This is a genomic window from Dyadobacter sp. HNCC25DJ183 (assembly GCF_056895175.1).
The window spans coordinates 118,590-140,326 of record NZ_JBXHAP010000010.1; the positions used below are offsets into that span (position 1 = coordinate 118,590).

Consider the following 21,737-nt stretch of genomic DNA (forward strand, 5'->3'; position numbering starts at 1 on the left):
CCGTTCCGGCTTTATTTATTAGGAGTTAAGAGGAAGTAATCTTTAATTTTAAAGCTTCAACTTAACCTCTCAAAACGATGACCTCCAAATCTGCGAGATTTGCTACCTACCCTTTGACCTTCCTTTTTGCCGCATTGCTGCTACTCTCCGGCTGTAATTCCCGACAGGAAGAGCAGGCCGGAACTGATTCAGATTCAACAACCCGGCCGGTCGTGATCGGATATGTGGGCGGCTTTCACGGACTACTCAATACGGAAAATATCCAGGCTAATAAGCTGACGCACATCAACTATGCATTCGTGGATATAAAACAGGGAAAGGCGTTTTTGACCAATGAAAAAACGGATACAACCAATTTCAGAAAACTCAATTTACTTAAAACCCAAAATCCTGACCTCAAAATCCTGATCTCCATTGGCGGCTGGGCATGGAGTGAGAATTTTTCTGATGCAGTTCTTACCGATTCCGCGAGAAAGACATTTGCTGTGAGCTCGGTAGATATTATCAGAAAACACAAGCTGGATGGTGTGGATATTGACTGGGAATATCCGGGTATCCCTGGCGAAGAAGGAAATGTGTACCGCCCCGAAGACAAGCAGAACTACACCCTGATGTTTGAAGCAATCAGAAAAGAACTTGACGTACTTGAAAAGGAAACAGGTGAGAAAAAGCTGCTTACCACTGCTACCGCAGGTTTTGTTTCTTTTTTGAATACAACAGAAATGGGCAAAGCTGCCGAGTATCTTGACTACGTCAATTTGATGACCTACGATCTTTTTCAGGGCGATACCGTGGTACACCACGCCAGCTTGTACCAGAGCGATAAATACAAGGCTGCTCACTCGGTTGATAAAGCGGTAAAAGCGTTTCACGCAGCGGGAGTTCCGATGAATAAGCTCGTGGTAGGACTTCCTTTTTACAGCAGGATATTTACAGTTGAAAAACTGGAAAATGGTTTTGGTCAAAAGCAGAAATCTCAAGAGTATTACAAAGGATATACCTTTATCAAGGATAGCCTGGTGAACAAAAAAGGCTTCAAAGCATTCAGGGACACAGTTGCAAAAGCGCCTTACCTGGTCAATGAAGCTACCGGACAGCTACTCAGCTACGAAGACGAGGAAGCAGTGCGCGATAAATGCAGGTATGTACTTGACAACAAGCTCGCGGGCGTGATGTTCTGGGAATACGATTCTGATCCCAAAAACTACCTGCTGGACGAGATTGATAAGGAGTTAAAATAGCGTTAATTTCTGTACTTCGTGGTAGCCGGCTGTCAGTGCTCCTGTCCGGAAGAGGTTCACATATTCGTGGGCTTTGCGGGTGGGCTCTGGCAACCGGTGCTTGTGCAGACATTTTAATGCAATTGCAAGACTGTCTTCCAGGCTCATTTTATGGCCGGGAGAAATAAAAACCGGTTTGACTTTATCCTTGCTCCGCAACGCATAGCCGATCTTCTCAGCTTTGTCGATCACCCAGGAATGCTCGCCCCGGTCTTCGGCCGGATCCTGATAGGTTCCCGTGAGCTTCTTTTTGGCACATCCCATGGTAGTGGCGCCTGTCAAAACCCCAAAATGCGACGCAATTCCCATTCGCTTCTTGTGTATAATCCCATTTCCATCAAACATAACCACGTCTGGCTTCACGGGAATCTGCTCGTAAACCTGCAATAAAGCGGGTATCTCGCGGAAGGCAAGGTAGCCCGGCACGTATGGAAAAGTGGTGCTGCTTTTCACCAGAGAATAGGAAATAGGTTGCAGATCAGGGTAGCTAAGTATGACCATTCCTGCGTAAACTGTCTCACTGTAAAGTGAAAGTGAAATATCGGCGCCGGCAATAGTCCGCACGGGCGTTTGCATTGGATCGAGGTTCAGGTACCTGCTCAGTTCCATCTGAATCGCAGTTGCTTCAGGGATCGTAAGCTGGTCGTAATTAGACTGCGCCGTGTGAACAATCTGGTTCAATAAATCTGGCATGATATTCGATGTTTGGCTAATAAAGAATCAGCTAATTAAAAAATCAGACCATCTTCAATGGAGCACGCCACGGTTAAGCGCAAATGGGCAAACTGGAAGTTTATCATATTCGTAATCATCCTTATTGCTGTTTTTATTAAATTTTTCGTCATCGACGATCACGACGAAAATGCGCCGGTTGTCGTCGCGCTTGACCTGGGACAGGTAGCTTTCCGGAGTGAGCAGGAAGTGGAAGCGATACTGGGGCCGGGCAAGCTGGACAGCTACTTTGCAGATGCCAAAGCGGGCTGCGAAAAGTGTCCGAAGCGGATTTACCGTGATGGTAAGGTCGAGATCATCTTTATCAACGAGATCGCCGATCGCATTGTACTGCGCGACTTGTCGGAATACGACTTTGAAAACCGTGTGATTCTCGGCTTGCTCAATCTCAAAGAAAACATTGACCCCAAGGTGGATGACGACGAGATAAAGCGCTGGGTGAATTATGAGAAGTACACCGAAATAGCGGCATTTTCAGCCAAAGGGGACCTTGATTATATTCTGATCAAATGTAAAACGGAGTAATGAGAAGTGTCATTGAAAACTAAAACTTCCGACTCAGCACAAAGTACCCGAGCAAACCGGAAAGTACCGAACTGGTGAGGATAGCAAACTTGGCTTCGGCCAGAATTTCGTGTGCGCCGGGGAAAGACAATAATGCAATGAAGATCGACATTGTAAAACCTATCCCGCCGAGCATACCTGCCCCGATAATGTGGCCCCAGTTGGCATGACCCGGCCGCGATGCGATCCCAAGTCTGATCGTAAGCCAGGCAATCAGTGAGATACCAATTGGTTTTCCCAATGTTAATCCAACAATAATGCCCAGGCCAAGTGTCGAATTCAGGCCTTCCAGCATGCTGGCTTCGATCGTGATATTTGTATTTGCCAATGCAAAAAGGGGCATTATTACGAAGTTGACTGGTTTTACCAGGATATGTTCCAGCTTTTCGAGCGGCGACTCCGTAGCGTCGGGCGTAGTGGGAATGGCGAAAGCTGTGAGTACTCCGGCGATGGTTGCATGCACACCGGAATGGTGAATGAAATACCAGATAAACAAGCCCGGTATCAGGTAAGCGACCAGGTTCTTTACCCCGAATTTGTTCATGGCCATCATGCCGCCGAAAATGGCAAATGCATACAGCAGGTACATATAATGCAGCTCTGAGGAGTAAAACACCGCGATCACCAGGATCGCGATCAGGTCGTCTACAATCGCCAGTGCGGCCAGGAAGATCTTAATGGAAGCAGGTACCCTTTTCCCCAACATACTGACAATTGCGATTGCAAAGGCAATATCCGTAGCCATTGGAATTCCCCAACCGGCTGCTGTCGGTGTGCCGCTGTTGAAGGCGGCGTAAATCAATGCAGGCACCATGACGCCGCCGATCGCGGCGAATATCGGCAATGCGGCTTTTTTGAATGAGGACAACTCTCCTTCCACCAGCTCCCGTTTGATTTCCAGCCCCACCATTAGGAAGAATATGGCCATTAAACCATCATTAATCCACAACAAAACAGGATAGCGTAAATGCACCGCTCCGGAATTGAACCCCAGCTCAATGCCAAGCAGGCGCTCAAATGCGGGCCCGACGGACGAGTTGGCGATCCCAAGTGAAACGATTACGCATACGATCAGTATGATACCTCCTGCTGTACTGGATTGCAGAAATTCTTTGAGTGGCTTTAAGTTGATTAGTCTTGGCATGCAGGCAATTTAATAAATATTTTTGTGGGCAACCGGCAAGGCAAATTGTGCTTTTCCAATATCTCTTAATAGTATGCCAAGTGGTTGACCAGGCAAACAGGACAGCCAACACAAACAGTGTATGATTTACTAAACTGTTCATCAACAGCATTAACCGCTCAAAATACCATTAGCTCACTCGTGAAACAATTCTCATGCTATATCCCGGAATGCATTTACATTTGCATATACAAATAAGACAAAGACAAGAATTTAAATATTTAGAGCTATGAAAAATCTGATCACAACTTTCGCATTTGCACTCACATTGAGCAGCACTATCGCTTTTGCAAATAATAATAACGAAGTAAAAGAAGACGCTAAAATGGCATTACCAGCCGCCACCCCGGCACTTGAAACACCGGCTCCGCAAAACGGCAAAACGGTTAACGAATACAGCAAGTACACGCCTGCTCAGAAAGCTTCCATTGTGGAGCTCAAAGTGGCAAAATAGATTGAAATAAGGTTAAGGTGAAATTGAGATTTAAAAGGGAGAACACTAGCTTCTCCTTTTTTTATGCCCTTTCAGATCACGGCGAGCGGCGCATTGTTGTTGGAAAACGAACTGCTTCGCCGCTTTTCCAGGCTCAGGTTGGTTAGCAGCAACAGCAGAAACCCTATCCCGAACTGAATGTAGGCGAAATGCATCAGCACGCCCGACCAGCTCAGTTCTTTCATGAAAAACTCTTTGTAAAGCAGTAGCCCGACACTGCCGAGGTAACCGATGCTCTCGCACATATAAACGAAATAGCCCGCATTGGCGCGGATCCGGTACAGCGCGATCATTCTGTCGAAAAACACGGTTTGCAGCAGCGTATACGCCAGGAACAAGCCCATTCCTACAAACAGCATCCAGTAAAAACTGGAAATCAGTTTTTGTGAGAAAAGGAAAGTCGATAGCCCGATCATCAGCATGCCCGCGAAGAGGATAAGGTTGGTGGCACGGAAGCCGGTAAGGTTATCTTTGATAAAGCCCAGTGAGCCTATAATTACGAGCACTACCAGCCCGGTTATCATTTCTGTTTGTGTCAAAACGCTGCTTACCCAGTCAGTATCGATCTCGTTCCAGATCTCTATCATAAAATTGTCCCTAAAATCGCGTACGACCACCAGCGAGGCATAAAAGATAACCATGCACAGAACGGGAAAGCCGAACTGGCGCATCACCTGCTTTTTGTCCGGCTGGGTCATAGGTAACCTTTCGGTACGCAATGCAATATCCTCGGCATTCGGCGCGGGAATCATGGAAAGCATCCAGACGAACATCAGAAAAGGCGGCAGAAATAACCCGCCCATGAGCGCCGGCATCCAGAATTCAGATATCTGGGGCAAAAGGGTGTGAATTTCAATGTAGGTTGTTTTTAAAATTCCGGAAGCGACGACTACGCTGATGTTCAACCCCATGGAGAGCATTTCAGTAAACCGTCTACCTTCCAGAAAGCTGAATACAACTCCCCACACCATACCCAGCGGCAGCCCGTTCATAAACAGGAAAATGAAGTTGTAAGGATGCGGAACGAGGCCGAACAGCAACAAAGCCACCTCGGCAATGATGATGAGGCTGATCACAAAAGCAATGCGCCTGCCGGGTTTCAGCTCAGAAATAATGCGGATACCGATGAACTTCGAAATGGTGTAACCCGCTACCTGTGCAATTATGAGTACGGTTTTGTAGCTGAGGTCGCCCAGTTCCAGACCGTCGTACAAGCCAGCGCTAAATGGCTTCCTGAATGCGTACATGCAGAAATAAGCGCCGAAAGAGGCAATGATAGCCCACAGAATAAACAGGAAGTTGGATCGGGCAAGTACTTCTTTCAATCGCATAATCCGTCTATTTAGTCAGACAGTGCCTGACGCGGTGATCAATGCATTCTCAATGATTTGCAGCGCCTCTGTAAGCTGCTCGCGGGTGATGATAAGTGGTGGCGCGAGTTGCAGCACGTTGCCCTGGGACACTTTGAAACTCAAACCGTTTTTGAGGCATTCGTACATAACCAACTCCGCCTCTTTCACAGCCTTTTCCTTGGTTACCCTGTCAGTTACCAGCTCAATGCCCCACAAAAGCCCCATCCCGCGCACATCGCCGATCAACGGGTATCTGTCTTTCATTTTTGCGAGTGCGGTTGACATAAATTGTTCGTCCTCCTTTACTTTTTCCAGAATCGCATGCTGTTCAATATATTCCAGCATAGCCAGCGCAGCCACACTTCCGAGCGGACTTTTTTCATGCGTAAAGTGGCCGAGTGAAACACTTTGCGCTACATTGTAGCTGTCTCTGGCCACGATTCCCGCCATTGGCATAATCCCCCCGCCGAGTCCCTTTCCGAGACAGACGATGTCGGGCTCAATTCCATAATGCTCAAATGCGAACATTTTCCCGGTGCGGCCGAATGCGATCGGGATCTCGTCGAGTATCAGCAGTACTTTATGTTTGGTACAAATTTCCCTGACGCGCTGCCAGTACGCATTGGAAGGGATCTGAACATCGGTATTGCGGATCGTTTCAATGAGGAATGCACCGATATCGCCTTCTTTTTCTATTACATATTCGAGGTAATCCGCATAAGCCAGATCCCCGCTGCCCGCCGATGCAAAAGGCCCGCGGTAGGTCATAGGCGGCGGAATGCGCTCCACGCCTGGTAGCATCGGTCCCATATCTTTTCGGAAATCCAGCTCACCTCCCGCCGAAATGGCGTCCAGCGAAGCGCCGTGAAAGGAATCCCAGAGCGAAATCACCTTGTGCTTTCCGGTAACAATGCGCGCCAGTTTCAGCGCCATACTGATCGCCGATGTACCGCCGGGCGCAAATAGTACCCGCTTTAAATCACCGGGCATTAAATCACCCAGCTTTTTAGCCAGTTCTATGGCCGGCACATTGGTATAGCGACGAGGCGAAAAAGGAAGAATATCGAGTTGAGCCTTGACCTTTTCAACAATGTAAGTATTGCGGTAACCAAGCTGATGCACATTGTTCCCGTGGAAATCCATGTACCTTTTACCTTGTATATCAGTGAGGTAAATGCCGTCGCAGGAAGCAAGTACGTCAAGGCAGGGCGTTGACAATGATTGATGCAAGAAGTAAGATTCATCCTCATTGAGCCAGGAAACCGTTTCAGGATCATTGATCAATGCGTACCAGTCGCTGCGGGCGGATGATAAATTGATATCCCCCTCTGTTCGGTTGTGCGCTTCGGCCATTTGCAGGTGTCAGTTTGGATTGGGTTATTTGACAAACAACTTGTCTGCCGGGATAAGCTGTTTTGTAATGCCCGGACCTTTGTAGAATGCGTCGAGCCAGAAGCCTCCGCCATTGTTATAAAACTCGACACGGATCGGGTGCTTGCCGGCTTTTAGCTCTACGGAGCCTGTTTCCTCCTGCACACCGTGGTTCCCGTCATTATTAACTACCTCTTTGTCGTCGATATACAGCTTGCTGCCATCATAGGACTGTGTCGAGAATGTGTACTTGCCTGCTTTTTCAATTTGAATAAAACCTTCAAAACGCACCGCGAAGCTTTCATTTCCTTCTTTGAGAAGCTTGCTGATCTGCGATTTATCAAGTGCAAATTCGGGGCTTATCCAGCTGCTGCTTTTTTGTATTTTGGTAAAATCAGGCAATCTTTTCAGGTCTTTTTCCTGATAAAATGTGGTCGTCAATCCATTTCCTTTGCCTGAACTCACTACCCTGAAATAGGCGGTAGCACGCGGGCTGGGGTTTCCCTTCTGGTCAAAGGTGCGCGCTTTTACAACGGTGGTTTTGGTTAATGTCAATTCCTTTTCAAAGACAGGGGAAGATGGCGTGGGCTCTGTGCCGTCGAGCGTATACCTTGTGACACTGTTCGCAGCTTTTGTTTCGATTTTAACAACCGGTTTCTGGTCGATAAACAGGCCGCCTGCTTGTGCGTATAGGTTTCTGTCCGGGTAAATAACAGGCGCTTCCACCGTCTTTTCACCCAACCAAAGGTTCTTCGGCTCCTGCATTCCCTCGAAAACAGGCTTTACCGGCCTGCCGATCCAGGCATAAGGCTGCTCAATGCTCAATGCAAATGCAATGGTCGAGGCGAGATCATAAGTATATACCTGTTGTGCGATTTCGTAGCCCTTTTTGATTCCTTTCCCATAAAACACCCCCGCGATTTCGGCTTCCTGGGGAGTTGCTCCGCCGTGGCCGTAACCAATGCCGCCATGGTCTGCCCAGAGAATAACGAGCGTTTTCTCCTTCATCCCCGCTTCTTCAATCCCCTTCAAAACCGCCCCGATCAGCGAATCTGCTTTGGTAACGGATTTATAATACTCCGGAGAGCCGTGCCCGCCATGGTGACCCGCGTGGTCTACATGGTCAAAATGCACAAAGCCCAGTAGCGGCTTTTTGCTTTTGATATACCTGATGAAATCTGTTGCTGTGGAATCTTCGGTGGAGAAGTGTTTGTCGTAACTGAGCGCATTCTTTTGAAATAGCCTTCCAAAACCTTCCCAATGATACACAGTCCCGATTTCTGCATCCGGCCTGGCTTTCCGTAGTACGCTGAAAATCGTTGGAAAACGTCCGTCCGCTTCATTCACGATAGCGGGTAAGGTATGGTCGTCCATTTCCCAGTCATTATTAATGATCCCGTGCTGCTCGGGCCCGGCGCCCATGATCATCGAGGCCCAGTTCTGGCTGCTTGCAGAAGTAAGCACCGTCCGTACATTCCACTTCACAGCGCCGCCGGAGATCATCTGATCAATAAATGGCGTTTCCGCTTTTTTGATCCCGTCGGGACTGAGCCCGTCCACGCCGATTACGATCACGTGTTCTATACCGGCCGGACCTTCTTCATTCTGCCGAAACGAGCAAAAAAGGATCAATCCCGCAAAAAGGAGTAACAATGCCCTGAACGCATTCATGGTTTGAATAAGGGTTTAGGAAAATTAAAAAGGTTCTTGTCTAATTCAGAGGCGCGTAAGTACCGCCCACTACCTCATCGCACAAACCGAAAGACAGTGTCATTCCATTGCCGCCAAGCCCGTTGATAATCGTCACACCGCTCTCCGGCTGCAACACGATCTCGGTCTGGCCATTTGTCATTTTTGGATAGATCCCGTGCCAGGTCTGAAACACTTTGGGCGATTTAAACTGCGCGAAAGTAGCCAGGTAGTCCAGGATCATGGTATTGATAAATTCTCTGTCAAAAGGGTCGAATGTAAGTGCATATTCGTGGGAATCGCCCACGGTAATTTCACCCAGACCATTCTGAGACGCCATCACGTGAATGCCCCATTTCAGGTATTCTGCATAGTCGCTTTCGTATCGTGCTTTAAGGCGGGGCAATGAAGGTGCTGCTTTGAAGCCGTGGTAATGGATCAGTGACAAGCCGCCGCACAAGGCCGGGCCAATCTTCCAGTTATCGGGTTGTGCTTCCAGCCGCAGCATCTGCAGTTTACATTTGGTCAGAGGCGCTGCGCTGAAATGCTCTGGGTATAATGTTTCAAAATCCTGTCCGCTGCAAACAAATATCTCGTCCGCTGACCAGCTTTTTGCACCCGAAAAAACCTGCGGATACGTAACCCTGGAAATAGCAGTGTTCCAGATGAATGTAACACCTAGCGCTGCTGTCAGGTAACCCGGTATCGCGGCGATCGCTTCCCGCGGGTCCACGATCATCTCGTCGGCAGAATAGAGAGAGCCGAGGAGTTGTTTTCCATTTACGGCCGGCGACTTTTCAAGGGTAGCCGCCGCATTGAGGTACTGAACAGGCCGGTAACTGCTTATTTCCGCAAATTGCTGCAGTACTTCGTTTTCATCATTATGGTACGCCATGTGCAGGCTGCCACCTTCGTGCGACCAGCACCCGGCCCCCGCGAGCACTTCTTTCCAGATGCTTTTGGCATGCAATGCACGCTCGTAAAGCTTTCCTTCCGGCTGACCAATCGGCCACACCATCCCGAAATTCCGGATAGACGCGCCAACCGCTTTACTCGATCTTTCAATAACAGTTACCTCGTAGCCCCGGGTAGCAAGAGCCCTGGCCGTAGCAAGCCCGACGATACCCGCCCCGATTACAATCGCAGATTTTTTCATTTCGAAACTAACTAAATGATTAAACCGGTCAGGCCAGTGAATGTGTGTGAGAGATGATTTTGACCACGTCTGCTATATCATCAATTACGTGGGTCGGATTGTAAGGCAGCAGCGCTTCGCGTGTGAATGCACCGGTAGTAATGCCGATCACATATTTGCACCCTGCATTGATTCCTTCATTGATATCAACTTCTGTGTCGCCCACCTTCGCTACGTGCGCGGCGGAGGTAATGTTTAGCGTTGCAATTATTTTATTGATCATATCAGCAGCCGGGCGCCCCGATTGTACCTCGTCGCTCGCCACGAGCATATCGATCTTTTTTGTCCATCCCAGTCTTTCCACGATCACATCGGCGATATCCCTGGAGAAACCGGTATTAAGCGCAATTTTGATCCCTTCCGAACGGAGCGTTTTGAAAGTTTCTTCCACATTCGGAAGTGGCGCAAGCTCCTGGGTGGTACTGTAGAACCGGATCATTGCATCGACGAAACTGGAATGGATTTTACCGATCAGCTCTTCTGTGATCCTGGTTTGATCCGGCTCATGCGCTTCAAGCATCATTTTGATTGCAAGCGGCTTTTCATAACCCATTAATGGATTGATATCCCGGATCTCAATGTCGTAACTCTGAGATTGCATCGCTTCCTGAAATGCGATACCTACAAAATTTTTATCCCTGACCGTCGTCCCGGCCATATCAAAGACAACTAGCTCGATCATTAATTCAGATTATAATTGGTGAAACTTCAATATATCAGTAAAGTAATATTTAACTAATCATACTGAGACCTGCACAGAAAAGCACACACAAAGCTTCTTAAATGCTATATCAGTTTCACAAATCTAGAAAAATTGAGCAGATTGAAAATTAAGCGAATGTTAATTTATATTGAACTTTTAAACAGGATAGTTGAAGCGCGTACAGTAACACTAAACCTGCTCATGAAAGAAGTAGATCACCAGCAGCAATGCTTCGTCACCCTCAATGCACCGAGGATTGTGCAGCTCATTGGCGTCAAAAAACATGGAATCCCCCTGATGCAGGACATATTTGTTTTTACCTACGGTATACTCAACCGCACCCTGGAGTACATACTTGAATTCAAATGCATTGGTACGCACCATCGGGCGCTTCGCATCCTTTTCCAGCCTTAGCAGGACTACGTCGATATGGTTGTCTTTAAACTGCCTGCTGAAAATGCGCTGGTAGTAAAAGCCTTTTGCATTTTCCTTGGTAAAAGGCTGGTACTCTTCCTTGCGCCGCACAAGTACATTCTCGCCGGGCGACTTGGATATAATATCCTTGAAAAATACATTGAGGTCGATATCCAAAGCTTTGATCAGGCCCAGCATCACAGGCAGCGACGGAATGGTGCGGCTGTTTTCAATCTGAGAAACGAGGCTTTTTGTAACACCGGCTTCATCAGCAATTTCCTGCAGGGTAACCCCTTTATTCTTCCTGACTTCCTTTAACTTATTGCTGATCTGCAAAAGAATATCTTCCTGCATGCTTTTTTCAAGTGAGTAAAAAATTGGCTCGTCAATGATACAATGTAAATTTTACTTAGCCCAGGAAAATATGGCAGGTGTAAGTTTTTTGCTGAGAGCTATTAGCTTTTAGCCGTTAGCTATTGGCTTTTTACTTAGTATCTGATTATATGTGCTGTTTATTCTTTCAACACAGCCATACAATGAAAGCACTTCCTTTGTTCTGTACCTAATAGCTAACAGCTAATAGCTAACAGCTTAACACCTAACAGCCAAGAACTATTTTTTAGGAATATTCCGTTATATTGAGGAGTTTTAAAGAAATGATATATTCCTTCTCACATACTAAAAGATCCGGTTATGCACGATGCAATTAAAGTAGCCCGTTATTTTGTCAATCTCGGCATTGTCGATGATGTGCCGCTTACAAATATGAAATTGCAGAAGGTTTTGTACCTCGCCAATGGAATGTATCTGGCATTGACAGAAAAGCCGCTTCTGGCCGAGGATATTCAGGCCTGGCGATACGGTCCGGTTATTCCATCTGTATATAATACCTTCAAAAGCTGGGGCGACAAACCCATTACATTGCCACAGCCCGCCGACGGCCTCAGCCTCGACGCCAATACCCAGTCCATTCTTCTGGATGTGTGGAATATCACCAAAAGTGTTGATGCCATCAAGCTTGCCAACTGGACACACCTGCCGGGATCTCCGTGGGATGAGGCTGCAAAGCGCTCCCTGAACACCACGATAAGTCCTGAACTGATGAAAAAGTACTTCCGGGAATCTTTCAATCTTCCACATCAGGCAGCATAATCTTGAAATACAGTTAACCAGTTGCAGCCGAGAGCCGAGCCAACAATGCCGTCAACCAATATTGTACAGAATGTAGCGGATGTAATTAACAGTCAGTCTGACGTACCTGATCAGATTACGACTGACAGTCTCGTTTTTGCCAACCGGGACCCGAAAGCAACAGCAGATTATGCAGGGGAGAAAAACAAAGCCGAACTCGAAAGCTTCCGGCAGGATACGCAGGAGCGTAAGAAATACGCGAAGTTGATCTTCTGGATGGTAGCACTCTGGCTGGCTGGCATTTTCGGCATTATTCTCATGGTCGGCTTTGAATCCATGCACTTCAAACTTACGAATGAAGTAACCATCGCCCTGATCACTACTACAACCATTAATGTGGCCGCCTTCTTCCTGGCTGTTACCAAATATCTTTTCCCAAACAGAAACAGAGATTAATTGAATAACCAATTGAATTCAATTCAATTCAATTCAATTCAATTCAATTCAATTCAATTCAATTCAATTCAATTCAATTCAATTCAATTCAATGATCCCCGGGCTTAAGCCCGGGGCAAGGGATTGTTTTTGCTGGGCTTTTTTTTGGGCTAAGCCCCCCTTGGTGATAGTGCTAGAATTTCGCAAAGCCATAGCAGTCCATTGCCCCGGGCTTAAGCAATAGATTGTTTTGCTAGGTTTTCTTTGAACTGAAGCCCTCCTTTGATGATAGTGCTAAAATTTCGCAAAGCCACAGCAGTCCATTGCCCCGGGCTTAAGCCCGGGGACAAGGGATTATATTCTTTTTAGTGTGGGCTCATGGAAGGATTTCCAGACTTCGGCGGCTTCTTCTATTGTCTCGGGTGGTGATTGCAGATAGGCTTCAATCCTGGCCAGGTTTTCGGATTTTGAATCCTTCACCGAGTATTTCACAAGATCAACCAGCAGCTCGTCAATTTTGGCAGTGTCCAGCCGCCAGTTCCTATCGTATTTGGTAAACCATTCTTCATCCAGGAAAACATATCCGGCATACCTGTAAACATCTGAAAAACCAAATGCATCGATCACAATAGGCTCGGTAGGCTGCTCCTGATCCAGTTCCTTATCGCTATATCGCTCGCGGCCGTTTCCAAGTAAGCCGACAAACCTGTAATTCTTCACCTTTTGAAGTTCCATTCTTATTTTTTTGGTTTGATTTATCAATTACGACAAGCATAATTATTGTGCCTTTGAACCTCGCAGCAGCACAATCATGTTGTCGCCTATAACAATCTCTAATTAACAGTATAAAGTCGGATGATCCGCATTTCCACGCTCCCACTCATTGAAACTACCCAGCAATTTCATGCTGCCGAACTGATTTTGCTCGTCGATGTACTGCTCGTCGGCGACACACCGCGGAACATGAGGGAGCATATCAAGAACAATTACGGCGGGTTTATAGTGGATAAAAAAACCTATATCCCTATTACGCTTACCGGCACGCCGGAGAGTCTGCTGACCAATGCAGGAAAAATGATCCACTTCAAATTTGATCGCGGGTTTGAAAACCATTATGCATTTGACGGAAATGTAGAAGCGGCCTTGTGGCACAAGAAATTGTACGATATGTCTGCAAATGTGGGTTTAAGCCCGATCAACTTCGAGCGCGAAGAAGCCTTTATCATCAGGCGTTACATCACCGAAAAGCGCGAATATATAGAACCGGAAACCGAGCCAAAGCTCCTGGAAATACCTCTAACCACACCCGCCACTATCGGATTAAAAGCAATGCGGGGATTGAAGCCTGTGCGGAAATAGGATAGCTACCTACCACTCGCAGCTAATGTAACCTATCCCATAAACCGCTTCACCAGCCAGATCACCAGATTGAGCAGGCCGCTGAGCAGGAGCATTGTTGTAATCGGGAAATAGAATTTGAAGTTTTCTCTTTCAACCCGGATATCGCCGGGCAGTCGGCCGAGCCAATGTAGCTTATCGCTCAGAAAGTACACGATAATGCCGATCAGAACAACTGCCAGACCGATCAGGATCAGATATTTACCTGTGGTTTGGGACATGGTTTTTCGTGAAACTATTCGAGAATACCAAGCGCCAGTTCAATGTGCGCAAAATGATGTTTCACATGCCAGGCCGACATAGCCAATGCAATTTTCTGACTGATCCACAGCTGGCGAACGGGATGGAAATACGCAATGTCCAGTTGCTCGGGAGTAAGATTTTTAGCGAGGTACGCATACCTGTTCCCAATCCCTTCAAAACTGGCAAGTGAATCCGCAATCGGGTATAGATCAGCTTCCGGCGTTTTGACCCAACCGTCCATATTGATTAAAGTTACCTCCTTGTAATCAGGCTCGGTCAATGCTTTTTTCATCCTGAAAAAGTGCACCAAATGGATATCGGCAACGTGGTGGATCAGCTGCTGAACAGTCCAGCTGCCTTCGCGGTAAGTTTTGCGGAGATCCTCCTGTGAAAAATTGCCAGCCAGCTCACAGTAAGCGGCGGGCGCAGATTCAATCGTAGCGATCAATTCGGCCAGTTCCTCTTCCGTATAGCTTTCCTGCGGAACAAACGGACCAATGGGATATTTTCTATCTGTCATTTTGAATGCATTTAATAACTGAGAAGCACGTTAGTTTATCCGAAACCCTAGTTCAAATGTGAGAAGACTGTACTTGTCCGATTTGAAGTTGGCGAGATCACCCTTGATCCTGTTTATCAATCCTGCCTCATACCTTACATTGAACAGCAATCTTTTCACTGTATAAGAAAGCTCTACCGGTACCATTGGTACGACGGCTTTATAATACCTGTTCACGACAATACCAGGATCAATATCAGCGCCGACGTACATTCCGGGCGTTCTTGACAGCGAAATCAAAGTAGCCTGTCCACTCAGCCCGGCCCCGATTGAAAACGATTCGACAGGAAAATAATGGATCATGGCAGCGACACCAAGCCCATAATCGGAAGAACCAGCCTGAAAGTATCCAATGGAAGAACCGACATAATCTCTCATCAACGTCAGGTCTTCCCAGTAAGTATGCTTTGACAAATTGGCTTGTGCCTTGAAGCTGAAATCTTTGCTCAGTGGTTTCAGCAATGCTGCTCCGGTCCCCACCCCGCCAAGCAGGATTTTGGGCGAAGTCGTTTTATCATACCACAGAATAGGATACATACCTTTTGACCTGTTGCCAACCGGCATGTAAAAATTCCCGTTTGCTGTAACGTACCATTCTGTCTTCCTGTTTTGTGAGAAGGATTCAAAACCAATGAACAGGAAAAGCAAACAGGTAATGAACCGGAAGTGCTTCATACTTTATAAAACGTTCTGACCAGTGTAATACCTCCTATTTCCACTACAACCTGATAAGTACCCTTGCTCTTACCTTCCAGATCGAACTTGATACCGGTGCGCTGAATGCCCGCCCCGACTTCCTGCTCGGCAACCTGCTTCGCATCCGGACCGAAAATGCGGATGATGTAAGCTTGCTGCTGATCATTTCGTACGTCAACCGTAATCACGCTGGTAGCCGGATTAGGAAAGGTGACAACTGCCAGATCCGGCTCCATGTCCGGTTTGTTACAGCCAGCCAATGCAAATAGCGTCAGCCAGATTGCGAACATACCTCTCATACCTTCCTGGATTTTGCACCAACGAATATGGCCCCGGCGATCAGCCCCAGCAATAATATCGAGCTCACCAGGTCTATTTTACTTCCTACTGCTACTGACACAGGTTCGAAGCGGAATTTGATCGTGTGTTTACCTGCCGGCACCCTCAATGCGCGAAGTACGTAGTTGGCACGAAGCATATCCGCTGGCTTATCATCGATCGTTACCTTCCATTCATTCCGCACATTATAATAGATCTCCGAGAAAACCGCCAACCCTTCTTTGCTGGAATTACTCTCATAAATCAGCTCATTGGGCTTGTAGCTGATCAGACTGATTTTGGCAGAAGAATCGGCTTGTAGACTGAGCCCCTGTAATTTAGAAGCGAACTTCTGATCAAGCACTGCCTCATACCGTGGTTTTAGCGAATCAAGGGCAGCCATTTCAGCATCCGCATTCGGAACAACCTTGTAGCTGCTTACAAACCAGGCATGCCCCAATGCATCGGGATTGGTCTGCGCCACTTTATTACCCTGCTGATCCGGAATAAGGAAATACTTCGTATTCAGCATATTGATAACATTCATATTAGGACGCTGGCTCATCACCTGCCTCTCAAAAAGCTCCTGGTACCTCCGAAGCTTCGCGCCGTGGTAGCCGCCCAATGATTTATGGAAATTGGAAGCAGCCGCGCTGTTGAAAGGACCTTGTCCTGATGTATTATCAAATACTTTATAGTCAGGATCGGGATCTTTGAGAATCTGTTCGTCGGCCTGAGACGGGCCGGTATTTCCTTGTGCCACGTAATTTGACACAAAATCTTCGCTGTTCAGATAGCGCTTATCAACACCAAACAAATCAAAAACAACAAGGGCGATTAATACTGCGTAAAGTGCGACAGGCTTGATCTTGCCCATCATCCATACCCAGATCAGTCCGGCGGCGAGGAGTATAAATATCAGGCTGCGGAATGCATCGGCTTTCATCAGACCTATCCGGTCCTGCACAATGGAGTTCATAATTTGTTGTGCAAATGCCTTATCCCGGGTCATCTGTGAAAACTGCTCCAACGTCGCCGAATCATTTGCCGACTGAAAGCTGAAAAACAATGTCGGCATTAAAGCCATGATCACCATTAAACCGGCACTGATACCAACTGATATCAAAAAAGGTTTTTGGAATTCCTTCCAGGTAATTTTCTTTTGAACAAGGATAATCAATGCCAGTACCCCCAGGAAAACCATCAGCAGCTGCGCCAGTGAAACCGCCATTGTCATCGCCCTGAACTTATTGAACATCGGGAAATAATCGAAGAACAGGTAGTTCACAGCTGCAAAGCTTTTGCCCAGTGCCCAAACAATGTACAAAAGCACTACGGCGACAGCCCAGGATTTGAGCGGACTTTTAACAATAAAAATACCCAGCAAAAACAGGAAGAATACGACCGCGCCCACATAGTTGGGACCACCCATAATCGGCTGGTCACCCCAGTAAAGCGGCATTTGCTGTATGATACTTTGCGCATTACCCTGATCGACACCGCGGCCAATCAACGTTTTGTAAGTTTCGGAATCAGTGGAAAGAGGCCCGTATCCGGCGCCGCCGTACGCATTCGGGATAATAAGCGTGAGCAGTTCGCCAAAACCGTAGCTGTATGTAAAAGCGTACGTTTTGTCAAGCCCGTCGTTTTTGCCCGGACTGGCAGCAGCATCCTTGCTGGTGAGCTCCGATTTACCACGGATTGTTTCTTTGGTATAATCATAAGCATTCCACAACCGGGTTGTATGCGTCCCCACGGCCAGCACAGCCGCAAGCCCCAGGCCGCCGACTACAAGTACCAGCTCTTTGCCGCGACCATTCCTGATAAAAGCAATACTTTCAATTACAACCAGGATTACAATCCCGATTCCGAGATAATACGTAATCTGAACGTGGTTGGCGTAAAGTTCAAGTGACAAAAAGAAGGCGGTAAGTGCAGCCCCGGCAAGCCAGTGTTTTCTGAAAGCCAATATGACCCCAGCAATAACACCCGGTGCATACATGATCGCGATTACCTGTGAAATGTGCCCCGCTTCGAGGTTAATGATGTTAAAGGATGAAAAGGCAAATGCAATTCCCCCCAATGCTGCGAGCCAGCTACCGGCGCCCATCACCAGGAAAAGTACATACGCGCTCACCATGCCGATCAGCAGGTAGTTGGCAGGTGCAGGCAGGAGCTTGTTGATACCCTGTCCTATTTTGGTGGAGATACTCGTGGGATAATCGGTGGCTACGAGGTAAGCGGGCATTCCGGCAAACATCCCATTGGTCCACGAAGACCATTCTCCTGTTTGTTTTTGATAGTCAATCACTTCACGTGCCGCGGCCTTTGCTTGAATATCGTCTGTCGCCACCAGTTTTTTCCCCTGCAGTACCGGAGAAACGTATACAATGGACAGAATAATAAAGCCCAATACAGCTACTAGGTGCGGCCAGGTATTTTGCCAGGAAATCAGGTTTTTCATTGTGATATTAAGTAAGCCTGCAGTTGGTCTAATGAATATTAAATTTCTATTAACCGGCGCAAATATATAAGTATTGATATATGTTTAGGGTGTAAAATCCGAATCTTGTTCTGGCAATTTTTTAATAGAATTAAGAGTCAGGTCATATATTTTAAGGAAATACCGGATAAATTTGCGGAAATTGTGACTTTAAGGTTCAAACGTCGCGACACAATCAAAAAGATAGAAGTAACCCGAAATTAAATGAAAAGAATTGGAGTATTTACCTCAGGAGGGGATGCCCCGGGTATGAACGCCTGTATCAGGGCAGTAGTACGCGGCGCTGTCTACCATGGTATTGAAGTTTTTGGAATCAGAAGAGGATATAGCGGAATGATTGCCGGTGATGTTTATAAAATGGACTCCCACTCGGTTAGTAATATAGTTCAGAGAGGCGGTACGATTCTTAAATCCGCGAGGAGTAAAGAGTTCGTGACTCCGGAAGGACGCAAGAAAGCATACGACAACCTGATGGCCCACGGGATTGAAGGTTTGGTAGCCATCGGCGGTAATGGTACGTTCACCGGCGCTATGATTTTTGGAAATGAATACGGTATCCCAACCGTAGGCGCGCCCGGAACAATTGACAATGACCTTTACGGAACCGATTACACGATCGGATTTGATACAGCGGTAAACACTGCACTGGACGCGATCGACAGGATCCGCGACACCGCCAGCTCGCACGACCGCATATTTTTTATCGAGGTAATGGGCCGTGACTCAGGTTACATCGCTGTGCAGTCAGGTATTGCAGGTGGTGCGGAACTGGTGATGGTACCGGAAGTGCTTACTCCTATTTCAGAGGTGGTTGAAACCCTTAAACAAGGATGGAGCCGCTCGAAATCATCTTCTATCATTATTGTAGCAGAAGGTGACGAAGAAGGAAGTGCACAGGAAGTAGCCGAAAAGATCAAGGTACAGGTGGATGAAAATGCGGATATCCGTGTAACAACCCTCGGCCACACGCAACGTGGAGGACAGCCTTCTGCCTACGACCGGATCCTGGCAAGCCGCCTTGGTCTTGGTGCCGTGGAAGGATTGATCGGCGGACAGAAAAATGTAATGGCCGGAATCGTGAACAACGACCTGGTTTACACGCCTTTTGAAGATACGATCAGGTTGCCAAAACCAATCAACGAAGACCTTTTGAGAATGGTGAAAATCCTCAGCGTATAAAGCGCGGAGTTTCACATCAGGCGTAGCCGGTTAGTTTATATACAACATACCCGACCAGTTCATGCCATAACACACTAAAATCAGCAAATGCGTTGGCATCGGGGACCAGCAGACGATCAAAAGTGATCCCGTTGTACCCGCCAAGATAGGCTGCACAGAAATAATCGGTCTTAACACCAGCTTTCTGAAAACAGCCGAGTGACCGGCGCATATGAAAAGCGGAGGTAATCAGCATATATCTCCCGTTCGGAAATTTTTGTTTGAGGATACGCGCAGAATACAATGCGTTTTCACGTGTGTTTCTCGCTCTTTCCTCGAACAAAATGTCACCAGGGGCGACTCCCCATTTCACCAGCAGGTCGGCAGCTATCCGCGTTTCTCCCTTTCGCTGCTCCATCTGATAATCCAGACTGGCACCTGTGATCAGGATTTTCCTGATTTTACCTGCTTTGTAGAGCCGGAAAGCCTGCACTACCCTGTCGCCATTATCGCCCGTTGAAATCAGGTCTGTAAAAGGTTTCTCACCGTAAATCAGACCGCCTGAAAGCAGGATACCCACATCATAAGTACCTTCCAGATTTTTAAGCTGCACCACGCCCGGCTCCCACCAGTTGAGCGACTTGGTAACGAGATAAGTGTTGGAAGCCAAATAGGTCAGCACGATCGCCAGCGCAATCAGCCGTTTCTGCCATTTGTAGTTTTTGGTAAAAAGCGCCAAAATCATCAGCATTATTATAATGCTCAGCGGCATTACCAGAAAGTCTATGGCTTTGGAGAGAAAAAAAAACATTTGAATAAGAACCTGATAGATGTTATCGTTTTGAAACTAATTTTGTCCGACCCGAGATTTGAAGTAATTAAAATTAATACTGATAAGCAAACACCTGTCTGATGAGCGCTTTTATACGAAATGCCTGTTTGTTACTCCTTTTCGCTTTTTCAATGTCTGCCAATGTACTTGGTCAGGGTTACCGCATTGAGGCCAACATCAAAGGAGTCAGGGATTCCTCATTTATTATCGGACATTACAACCGGACACCCAACCAGTTTGTACCAAAAGATACAGCCAAAGCCGACGCGACCGGGAAGATCGTATTCGAAGGCACGACAAATCTGCCGGGCGGTTTATACGTCATCCTGTTTCCGGGTAATCAGCGGCTGATCGAGCTGGTATATTCAGGCAAGGAAACCAATATCAAACTGGAAACAGACACGACCGATCTGATCGGGAGCATGAAAGTGACCGGTTCGAAAGAGAATGAGATATTTTACAAATATCAGCAGGAGCTAAAAACCAGCTCGAAGCAGATCGAGCAGTTTGGCAAGGAAAATGGGGCCGACTCCCGTAATAAGATCAAAGATATCCAGCAAAGCTTCGCCGCTTACCGTCAGAAAATGCTGAGCGAAAACCCGCAAAGCTTTACCGCACAGCTTCTCAAAATGTCGGCAGATCCCGAGATACCTGCGGCTCCCAAGCTGGCAAATGGAAAGACCGATTCCATCTGGGTTTTCAACTATTACAAATCACATTACTGGGATTCATTTGATTTTTCAGATTCGAGAATTGTCAATACGCCCTTTCTTGAACCAAAACTTGACCGTTATTTCAAAAACCTGGTCGTACAGGTTCCTGATTCGCTGATCAAAGATGCGGATGCGATTGTCAAGAAGGTTTCTGTCAATAAAGACATTAAGGCCTGGGTGGTTTTTTACATTGCCAATCAATATGAAAACCCTAAAACCGTGGGCACCGAGGCACTTTGGGTACATATGGCCGAGAAGTACTATCTGTCAGGCGATATGGATGTTACTGCCGAGAACAAGAAACGTATAGCCGAAAAGGTGAATACTCTGAAGTATCTGCTGGTGAACAAAACCTTTCCTCCACTGAGCCTGACGGATCAAAATGGAAAGAAGGTAAGCGTGCAGACCATACCTGCAGAATATACGGTGCTATTCTTTTACGCCCCAACCTGCGGGCACTGCAAGGAAGCTTCACCGGTGCTGAAAGCGTTTTACGACAAGAACAAAGCAAAGGGCATTAAAGTAATGGCGATTTCCACAGAGCATAATATGGAAGAATGGAAGTCATTTATTAAAAACTACCATCTCGAAGATGTTATTAACGGTTTCGATGCACTACAACAGATAGACTTCAACCGCAAATTTGACGTGGTAACTACGCCTACCATTTATATTCTGGATAAAAACAAAAAGATCATCGCCCGCAAAATGCCCGTGGAGCAGCTGGAAGACTTTTTGAATTACTATCAAAACAAAATGGCGCGGAAACTCTGAT

The 21,737-nt window shown here is 46.9% G+C and carries 23 protein-coding genes; 8 read left to right on the forward strand and 15 right to left on the reverse strand.

The window, feature by feature from the left end; translation table 11 throughout:
- Positions 1-77 precede the first annotated feature (77 nt).
- Positions 78-1,241 (forward strand): glycoside hydrolase family 18 protein, encoded by a 1,164-nt coding sequence (locus AC1XTG_RS23610; protein WP_056291366.1) that lies wholly within the window; start codon positions 78-80, stop codon positions 1,239-1,241.
- Here the strand turns inward: AC1XTG_RS23610 and nfi are convergent.
- Positions 1,233-1,973: a deoxyribonuclease V gene (gene nfi / locus AC1XTG_RS23615; protein ID WP_484843680.1), complete on the reverse strand. Its 741-nt coding sequence runs from the start codon at positions 1,971-1,973 to the stop codon at positions 1,233-1,235. The two genes, AC1XTG_RS23610 and nfi, sit on opposite strands and share 9 nt — an antisense overlap.
- A gap of 57 nt (positions 1,974-2,030) precedes the next feature.
- On the opposite strand from nfi, the gene AC1XTG_RS23620 reads away from it, so the two are divergent.
- The gene (locus tag AC1XTG_RS23620; protein WP_056291370.1) at positions 2,031-2,537 is read left to right on the forward strand and encodes a hypothetical protein; all 507 of its coding nucleotides are present in this window, start codon (positions 2,031-2,033) and stop codon (positions 2,535-2,537) included.
- Between the two features lie 19 nt (positions 2,538-2,556).
- Here the strand turns inward: AC1XTG_RS23620 and nhaA are convergent, their stop codons facing one another.
- Positions 2,557-3,720 (reverse strand): Na+/H+ antiporter NhaA, encoded by a 1,164-nt coding sequence (gene nhaA, locus AC1XTG_RS23625; RefSeq protein ID WP_484843681.1) that lies wholly within the window; start codon positions 3,718-3,720, stop codon positions 2,557-2,559.
- A gap of 268 nt (positions 3,721-3,988) precedes the next feature.
- On the opposite strand from nhaA, the gene AC1XTG_RS23630 reads away from it, so the two are divergent.
- The gene (locus AC1XTG_RS23630) at positions 3,989-4,213 is read left to right on the forward strand and encodes a hypothetical protein (protein ID WP_056291374.1); all 225 of its coding nucleotides are present in this window, start codon (positions 3,989-3,991) and stop codon (positions 4,211-4,213) included.
- Positions 4,214-4,284: 71 nt separating this feature from the next.
- Here AC1XTG_RS23630 and AC1XTG_RS23635 read toward each other — a convergent pair whose 3' ends face one another.
- The 6 genes from AC1XTG_RS23635 to AC1XTG_RS23660 form a co-directional block, all read right to left on the reverse strand.
- Complete coding sequence (locus AC1XTG_RS23635; protein WP_484843682.1) at positions 4,285-5,583, reverse strand: DUF5690 family protein; 1,299 nt, start codon at positions 5,581-5,583, stop codon at positions 4,285-4,287.
- A gap of 15 nt (positions 5,584-5,598) precedes the next feature.
- Positions 5,599-6,957, reverse strand: coding sequence for an aspartate aminotransferase family protein (locus AC1XTG_RS23640; protein WP_484843683.1), 1,359 nt, complete (start codon positions 6,955-6,957; stop codon positions 5,599-5,601).
- A gap of 24 nt (positions 6,958-6,981) precedes the next feature.
- The gene (locus AC1XTG_RS23645; RefSeq protein WP_484843684.1) at positions 6,982-8,646 is read right to left on the reverse strand and encodes an alkaline phosphatase family protein; all 1,665 of its coding nucleotides are present in this window, start codon (positions 8,644-8,646) and stop codon (positions 6,982-6,984) included.
- A gap of 40 nt (positions 8,647-8,686) precedes the next feature.
- A complete protein-coding gene (locus tag AC1XTG_RS23650; protein WP_484843685.1) occupies positions 8,687-9,820 on the reverse strand; it encodes a TIGR03364 family FAD-dependent oxidoreductase in 1,134 nt (377 codons plus the stop codon).
- Between the two features lie 28 nt (positions 9,821-9,848).
- On the reverse strand, positions 9,849-10,541 hold the full coding sequence (locus AC1XTG_RS23655; protein ID WP_484843686.1) for an HAD hydrolase-like protein: 693 nt from the start codon (positions 10,539-10,541) through the stop codon (positions 9,849-9,851).
- A 210-nt stretch (positions 10,542-10,751) separates the two neighbouring features.
- Positions 10,752-11,330, reverse strand: a complete 579-nt coding sequence (locus AC1XTG_RS23660) for a helix-turn-helix domain-containing protein (RefSeq protein WP_056291386.1) — start codon at positions 11,328-11,330, stop codon at positions 10,752-10,754.
- Between the two features lie 339 nt (positions 11,331-11,669).
- Between AC1XTG_RS23660 and AC1XTG_RS23665 the strand changes: the two genes are divergently transcribed.
- The gene (locus tag AC1XTG_RS23665) at positions 11,670-12,128 is read left to right on the forward strand and encodes a Panacea domain-containing protein (RefSeq protein WP_056291388.1); all 459 of its coding nucleotides are present in this window, start codon (positions 11,670-11,672) and stop codon (positions 12,126-12,128) included.
- Positions 12,129-12,173: 45 nt separating this feature from the next.
- On the forward strand, positions 12,174-12,563 hold the full coding sequence (locus AC1XTG_RS23670) for a hypothetical protein (RefSeq protein ID WP_056291390.1): 390 nt from the start codon (positions 12,174-12,176) through the stop codon (positions 12,561-12,563).
- A gap of 333 nt (positions 12,564-12,896) precedes the next feature.
- Here the strand turns inward: AC1XTG_RS23670 and AC1XTG_RS23675 are convergent, their stop codons facing one another.
- The gene (locus AC1XTG_RS23675; protein WP_056291392.1) at positions 12,897-13,277 is read right to left on the reverse strand and encodes a hypothetical protein; all 381 of its coding nucleotides are present in this window, start codon (positions 13,275-13,277) and stop codon (positions 12,897-12,899) included.
- A gap of 120 nt (positions 13,278-13,397) precedes the next feature.
- Here AC1XTG_RS23675 and AC1XTG_RS23680 point away from each other — a divergent pair, with 120 nt between their 5' ends.
- The gene (locus tag AC1XTG_RS23680) at positions 13,398-13,901 is read left to right on the forward strand and encodes a hypothetical protein (RefSeq protein WP_056291394.1); all 504 of its coding nucleotides are present in this window, start codon (positions 13,398-13,400) and stop codon (positions 13,899-13,901) included.
- 32 nt (positions 13,902-13,933) lie between these two features.
- Here AC1XTG_RS23680 and AC1XTG_RS23685 read toward each other — a convergent pair whose 3' ends face one another.
- From AC1XTG_RS23685 to AC1XTG_RS23705, 5 genes are read right to left on the reverse strand one after another with little or no spacing between them, the layout of a single operon-like run.
- Positions 13,934-14,161 carry a DUF2905 domain-containing protein gene (locus AC1XTG_RS23685; RefSeq protein WP_484843687.1) on the reverse strand — a complete coding sequence of 76 codons (228 nt, stop codon included), beginning with the start codon at positions 14,159-14,161 and terminating at the stop codon, positions 13,934-13,936.
- Positions 14,162-14,175: 14 nt separating this feature from the next.
- Positions 14,176-14,703 carry a DinB family protein gene (locus tag AC1XTG_RS23690; protein ID WP_484843688.1) on the reverse strand — a complete coding sequence of 176 codons (528 nt, stop codon included), beginning with the start codon at positions 14,701-14,703 and terminating at the stop codon, positions 14,176-14,178.
- Positions 14,704-14,733: 30 nt separating this feature from the next.
- Positions 14,734-15,417, reverse strand: coding sequence for a hypothetical protein (locus tag AC1XTG_RS23695; RefSeq protein ID WP_056291399.1), 684 nt, complete (start codon positions 15,415-15,417; stop codon positions 14,734-14,736).
- Positions 15,414-15,737 carry a T9SS type A sorting domain-containing protein gene (locus AC1XTG_RS23700; protein WP_484843689.1) on the reverse strand — a complete coding sequence of 108 codons (324 nt, stop codon included), beginning with the start codon at positions 15,735-15,737 and terminating at the stop codon, positions 15,414-15,416. The genes AC1XTG_RS23695 and AC1XTG_RS23700 overlap by 4 nt, the downstream gene beginning before the upstream one ends.
- Positions 15,734-18,220: a hypothetical protein gene (locus tag AC1XTG_RS23705; RefSeq protein WP_484843690.1), complete on the reverse strand. Its 2,487-nt coding sequence runs from the start codon at positions 18,218-18,220 to the stop codon at positions 15,734-15,736. The genes AC1XTG_RS23700 and AC1XTG_RS23705 overlap by 4 nt, the downstream gene beginning before the upstream one ends.
- A 243-nt stretch (positions 18,221-18,463) precedes the next feature.
- On the opposite strand from AC1XTG_RS23705, the gene pfkA reads away from it, so the two are divergent.
- Positions 18,464-19,438 carry a 6-phosphofructokinase gene (gene pfkA / locus AC1XTG_RS23710; protein ID WP_056291404.1) on the forward strand — a complete coding sequence of 325 codons (975 nt, stop codon included), beginning with the start codon at positions 18,464-18,466 and terminating at the stop codon, positions 19,436-19,438.
- Positions 19,439-19,454: 16 nt separating this feature from the next.
- Here the strand turns inward: pfkA and AC1XTG_RS23715 are convergent, their stop codons facing one another.
- Positions 19,455-20,228, reverse strand: a complete 774-nt coding sequence (locus AC1XTG_RS23715) for a YdcF family protein (protein WP_484843691.1) — start codon at positions 20,226-20,228, stop codon at positions 19,455-19,457.
- 101 nt (positions 20,229-20,329) lie between these two features.
- On the opposite strand from AC1XTG_RS23715, the gene AC1XTG_RS23720 reads away from it, so the two are divergent.
- Positions 20,330-21,736 carry a redoxin domain-containing protein gene (locus AC1XTG_RS23720; RefSeq protein WP_484843692.1) on the forward strand — a complete coding sequence of 469 codons (1,407 nt, stop codon included), beginning with the start codon at positions 20,330-20,332 and terminating at the stop codon, positions 21,734-21,736.
- The last annotated feature ends 1 nt before the right edge of the window (position 21,737 follow it).

What these genes read in the sequence shown, in the direction of transcription:
- AC1XTG_RS23680 (WP_056291394.1), top strand. Translation starts at nt 13,398, where the DNA reads ATGATCCGCATTTCCACGCTCCCACTCATTGAAACTACCCAGCAATTT.
- AC1XTG_RS23705 (WP_484843690.1), bottom strand. Translation starts at nt 18,220, where the DNA reads ATGAAAAACCTGATTTCCTGGCAAAATACCTGGCCGCACCTAGTAGCT.
- AC1XTG_RS23640 (WP_484843683.1), bottom strand. Translation starts at nt 6,957, where the DNA reads ATGGCCGAAGCGCACAACCGAACAGAGGGGGATATCAATTTATCATCC.
- AC1XTG_RS23700 (WP_484843689.1), bottom strand. Translation starts at nt 15,737, where the DNA reads ATGAGAGGTATGTTCGCAATCTGGCTGACGCTATTTGCATTGGCTGGC.
- AC1XTG_RS23665 (WP_056291388.1), top strand. Translation starts at nt 11,670, where the DNA reads ATGCACGATGCAATTAAAGTAGCCCGTTATTTTGTCAATCTCGGCATT.
- nhaA (WP_484843681.1), bottom strand. Translation starts at nt 3,720, where the DNA reads ATGCCAAGACTAATCAACTTAAAGCCACTCAAAGAATTTCTGCAATCC.
- AC1XTG_RS23635 (WP_484843682.1), bottom strand. Translation starts at nt 5,583, where the DNA reads ATGCGATTGAAAGAAGTACTTGCCCGATCCAACTTCCTGTTTATTCTG.
- AC1XTG_RS23690 (WP_484843688.1), bottom strand. Translation starts at nt 14,703, where the DNA reads ATGACAGATAGAAAATATCCCATTGGTCCGTTTGTTCCGCAGGAAAGC.
- AC1XTG_RS23715 (WP_484843691.1), bottom strand. Translation starts at nt 20,228, where the DNA reads ATGTTTTTTTTTCTCTCCAAAGCCATAGACTTTCTGGTAATGCCGCTG.
- AC1XTG_RS23630 (WP_056291374.1), top strand. Translation starts at nt 3,989, where the DNA reads ATGAAAAATCTGATCACAACTTTCGCATTTGCACTCACATTGAGCAGC.
- AC1XTG_RS23620 (WP_056291370.1), top strand. Translation starts at nt 2,031, where the DNA reads ATGGAGCACGCCACGGTTAAGCGCAAATGGGCAAACTGGAAGTTTATC.
- AC1XTG_RS23610 (WP_056291366.1), top strand. Translation starts at nt 78, where the DNA reads ATGACCTCCAAATCTGCGAGATTTGCTACCTACCCTTTGACCTTCCTT.
- AC1XTG_RS23645 (WP_484843684.1), bottom strand. Translation starts at nt 8,646, where the DNA reads ATGAATGCGTTCAGGGCATTGTTACTCCTTTTTGCGGGATTGATCCTT.
- AC1XTG_RS23675 (WP_056291392.1), bottom strand. Translation starts at nt 13,277, where the DNA reads ATGGAACTTCAAAAGGTGAAGAATTACAGGTTTGTCGGCTTACTTGGA.
- AC1XTG_RS23650 (WP_484843685.1), bottom strand. Translation starts at nt 9,820, where the DNA reads ATGAAAAAATCTGCGATTGTAATCGGGGCGGGTATCGTCGGGCTTGCT.
- AC1XTG_RS23720 (WP_484843692.1), top strand. Translation starts at nt 20,330, where the DNA reads ATGAGCGCTTTTATACGAAATGCCTGTTTGTTACTCCTTTTCGCTTTT.
- AC1XTG_RS23660 (WP_056291386.1), bottom strand. Translation starts at nt 11,330, where the DNA reads ATGCAGGAAGATATTCTTTTGCAGATCAGCAATAAGTTAAAGGAAGTC.
- pfkA (WP_056291404.1), top strand. Translation starts at nt 18,464, where the DNA reads ATGAAAAGAATTGGAGTATTTACCTCAGGAGGGGATGCCCCGGGTATG.
- AC1XTG_RS23655 (WP_484843686.1), bottom strand. Translation starts at nt 10,541, where the DNA reads ATGATCGAGCTAGTTGTCTTTGATATGGCCGGGACGACGGTCAGGGAT.
- AC1XTG_RS23695 (WP_056291399.1), bottom strand. Translation starts at nt 15,417, where the DNA reads ATGAAGCACTTCCGGTTCATTACCTGTTTGCTTTTCCTGTTCATTGGT.
- AC1XTG_RS23685 (WP_484843687.1), bottom strand. Translation starts at nt 14,161, where the DNA reads ATGTCCCAAACCACAGGTAAATATCTGATCCTGATCGGTCTGGCAGTT.
- nfi (WP_484843680.1), bottom strand. Translation starts at nt 1,973, where the DNA reads ATGCCAGATTTATTGAACCAGATTGTTCACACGGCGCAGTCTAATTAC.
- AC1XTG_RS23670 (WP_056291390.1), top strand. Translation starts at nt 12,174, where the DNA reads ATGCCGTCAACCAATATTGTACAGAATGTAGCGGATGTAATTAACAGT.